The organism is Steroidobacter sp., from assembly GCF_016790065.1.
GTDB lineage: Bacteria > Pseudomonadota > Gammaproteobacteria > Steroidobacterales > Steroidobacteraceae > Steroidobacter.
This window is the reverse complement of record NZ_JAEUPY010000463.1, coordinates 1-2,645: the sequence shown is the minus strand read 5'-3', so window position 1 is coordinate 2,645 and position 2,645 is coordinate 1. Positions and strand designations below refer to the sequence as shown.

2 protein-coding genes are annotated in these 2,645 nt (G+C 61.9%); both read right to left on the bottom strand.

What is annotated here, in order from left to right; translation table 11 throughout:
• Positions 1-2,029: TonB-dependent receptor domain-containing protein (locus JNL55_RS19305; RefSeq protein WP_293857380.1), on the bottom strand; the 2,029-nt coding region annotated here is incomplete at its 3' end.
• Between the two features lie 97 nt (positions 2,030-2,126).
• Positions 2,127-2,645 (bottom strand): FecR family protein (locus JNL55_RS19300; protein WP_293857377.1); only part of this gene is annotated, 519 nt, incomplete at its 5' end.

The window sequence follows — 2,645 nt, the reverse complement described above, 5'->3', positions numbered from 1 at the left end:
GCGATGCCATGCGCCACACCGCTTCGATCTCGACACCGTAAGACTTCGCAGCACCAGCGTTGCCGGTGAATGACACGCCGCTGTTGACCAGACTGAGCTGCAGATCCTGCCAGTCGATGTAATAAGTGGCCGCGTTGACGGCCAAGCGCCGATCGAGCCAGTAGCTCTTCAACCCCAACTCGTAGTTCCACAACGAATCCGGCTCATAAGTGCTGGGAATGCCCAATAACGTAGAGGCCGTCAGATTCGGGCCGCCGGTGCGAAACCCCTTGGCCGCCTGCGTGTACACGCGAAAATCGTCGGTGAACGCATAGCTCACCGCCAACCTTGGCGTGACCGTATCCGCGTCCTTGTCACCGGAGAACCTGTTGGTGGTTGTGAAATTCCCTGTGGCCAGATATCCCGAGGCCGTCGTGTCGAACGCGACGCTGGTTCGGCTAGCGCGCAGGCCGGCGGTAGCGGTGAGTTGGCCGGTGATGTCCCACGACAGTTCGCCGAACACAGCCTTCTCGCTTTGATCGGACTGCACAGCCAAGCCATACAAATTGCCCGACCCGACCAACGGAATCAGCGCCGGCGCGTTGACCCACTGCCCGCCTCGCGTGGTCCGGTCGATATAGATCGCACCGATGGTCCAGTCGACGACTCGCTCACCGGTCGAAGCCAAGCGGAATTCTTGTGAGAACTGACGCGTGGAGGCAGGCGTCAAAGACGGCGTCGGATTGGTCAGCCCGCCCGGTACGCCGAGCAAACGAGTAAGCACGGTGAGATACGGTGTGCCGTCGTCGATAGAGGTGTATTCGCGTTCGCTGTAACTGGTCGAAGACAGCAGCGACGCGAAACCGAGATCGAGTTGCCCGACGAAGTTCGCCGCCGAGAATTCCAACTCGTTGCGACTGTTCACGCTTTGAATCGACTGATAGTCCTCGACCGCTGCGCCCAGCCCTGGCGTGACCACCGAGGCGAAACCACCGTAGGTCTTACTGTCCTGATGCAGCACCGTAGCCTGCAACGACAGCCCGTCGGTCGGCTGCGCCGCCAGGATCAAACGACCGCCGCGCACGCGTTCGGAATTCACATCTTCTTGCCCGAGCTTGACGTTGTCGACGTAGCCACCTTCGTTCTGACCATAAGCGACAGCGCGCAAGCCGAGCTTGCCTGGCACTAGCGGCAGATTCAGCATACCGCTCGCGCCGCCGCCGACTTCGCCGTCCTGAATCGATTCAGCACGCACTTCCGTGGTGACATGAAACTCTTCGAGGTCCGGCTTGTTGGTGATGATGCGCATCGCGCCGCTCAGCGAACCGGAGCCGAACAACGTTCCCTGCGGACCGCGCAACAACTCGACCCGCTGCACGTCGAACAAGCGCGAATCCAGCGTGGTGGTCGCACCGGTGCCCGAGTCCGTTACGATTTCATCGACGAATTGCCCTACGGTGGCCTGCTGGAGCAGCTGGCCCTGCGAGGTGGCGATGCCACGCACAGCGATGCGATCTCGGTTGGCGCCGGCGCTGGTCAGCGAAAAGCCCGGCGAATAGCGCACGACGTCCTGCACGCGAGTTGCCCCGGCGCTCAGCAAATCGTCCTGGGTGAGTGCCGTCGCGGCGATTGGCACTTCGCTCAACAGCTGTGGGCGATGTGACGCTGTGACGATCACTTCTTCGACGATCAGCGACGTGGCTTGGGTATTGGCAACCCGCAGCGTCACCACGTTGCCTTCGCGGGCAGCGATGGTCAGCCCGACTTGGATCAACAACCGCTCCAGCACTTCGTCGACAGTGAGCTCGCCCTGAATGGCGCGAATCTGCTTGTTCTCGATGGCGTCATACGGGAACAGCAAGCGCAGCCCCGATTCCCGCGAAAAAGCATTCAATGCGTCAACCGCCGGCTGCGCCGGGATGTCGACCCTTTGACGCAACTCTTCCGCGAGCGCGCCCTGACTCAGCATCGCGCCCAGCGCCGCGACCGCCAATGTGCGGCGAAGGCATTGAGCAATCGAAAGATTTTTAAGTTGTTTGGGTGCCGACATCGAATCCTCCCCGCCAGCTTTTGCTGGGTACCGATGTCGAAACGAAGCAAGGGCGCGGAGCTGCTAGTCGAGCGCCAATTATTTTCCAGTCGCCCGATCAGTCTTTGTGGACCAGATAGACGGTGCCGTCCTCGCCCTCGATCAGCCGCACCGGGAATCCGACCTGCACCGAGCGCAGGAACTCGTCCGCCTCGTTGCTCGGGAAGGTGCCGCCCACCCGGATGGAGGCAATCCTCGGGTCGGCCGCGATGATGCGTTTGGTCCGATACCGGCTGAACTCCTCAGCCGCCTGCGCCAGGGTTTCGCCGCGCAACTCGATCACGCCCTGGCTCCATGCGATCCGTTGACGTAACACGTCCGGCGCGAGCGTACTCTTGGCCACCGTTGTGCGATCCACGACGGCACCGGAGCCCGCCGATATCTGTCGTTCCGGATCCCGTGGCGGCGCCGTCTGCGGCCCTTCGACGACCACGACCGTTCCTTCGGTCACCGTGACCTCAGCCAGATCGCTGCGCAAACGAATGCTGAACGCGGTTCCCACAGCTCGGATGTGCGAGCCCGCCGCTTTGACCACAAACGGACGTTGCGGGTTGTGAGCAACTTCGAACAGCGCTTC